The organism is Elstera litoralis, from assembly GCF_000963705.1.
Taxonomy (GTDB): domain Bacteria; phylum Pseudomonadota; class Alphaproteobacteria; order Elsterales; family Elsteraceae; genus Elstera; species Elstera litoralis.
The window spans coordinates 1-948 of the sequence record NZ_LAJY01000682.1; the positions used below are offsets into that span (position 1 = coordinate 1).

1 pseudogene is annotated in these 948 nt (G+C 56.5%); it reads right to left on the bottom strand.

Going from position 1 to position 948, the window contains the following annotated elements:
- Positions 1-286: 286 nt before the first annotated feature.
- Positions 287-710 (bottom strand): annotated as a pseudogene (ndk, locus tag VZ95_RS18945) (nucleoside-diphosphate kinase).
- Between the last annotated feature and the right edge of the window lie 238 nt (positions 711-948).

A 948-nucleotide genomic window follows, 5' to 3' on the forward strand; every position in this document is an offset into this window, starting at 1 on the left:
GGGAGATTTAACGGTTCCCCTAACTGTAAATGATCTCTTCCAGACTAACATTACAGTAAGCGTTAGCCTTCCAGAGGCTCCCGGATACCCCGCGAACACGCATGAGCAAGTTATTTCAGTCCAACCCACTCCCCTTGTTATCGCGGCTGTCTTCCCTCTCGACCCTATTATTAGGGTTCGAGTCGCCCCAGAAAATATAGCTGTTTCCGCCACCCTCGAATAAAAAATGGCGCAGAGTGATCTGCGCCATTTCCTCCGGCACATGAAGCGCCGTATGCGTTCCGCCTTAACCGACGATTTCGGTCCCGGCGAAGAAATACGCGATTTCAATCGCGGCATTTTCAGCCGAATCCGAGCCGTGAACCGAGTTGGCTTCGATCGACTCGGCGAATTCGCGGCGAATAGTGCCGGGTTCGGCCTTCGACGGATCGGTTGCGCCCATGATTTCGCGGTTGCGGGTGACGGCGTTTTTCGCCTTCCAGCACCTGCAAGACGACCGGACCCGAGATCATGAAGGACACGAGTTCGCCGAAGAACGGGCGGGCCTTATGGACTTCATAGAATTTTTCGGCCTGGGCCTGGGACAGCCAAGCGCGCTTCTGGGCGACGATTTTGAGGCCAGCTTCTTCGAAACGGGCATTGATCTTGCCGGTCAGATCGCGGCGGGTGGCATCGGGCTTCAGGATCGAGAGGGTACGTTCCAACGCCATGTCGGCATAACTCCAGTGGTGAGCGACTGAAAGGGCGGCCCGCGACCTGCGGCCCGCCCTTCGTCAGACTTAAATAGCGAGCGGGTTATACCCGCCTCCCCCCTCCACAGGCAAGGCCCAAAGCTAAACCGAGAAATACTTTGCCTGCGGGGTGTAGTACGACAATGGCAGAGGTTGACTGTTCGGGATGAAGTTGATCTTCGTCCGATAGGTTCACGCCGATCTGCTCGCCGCCTAA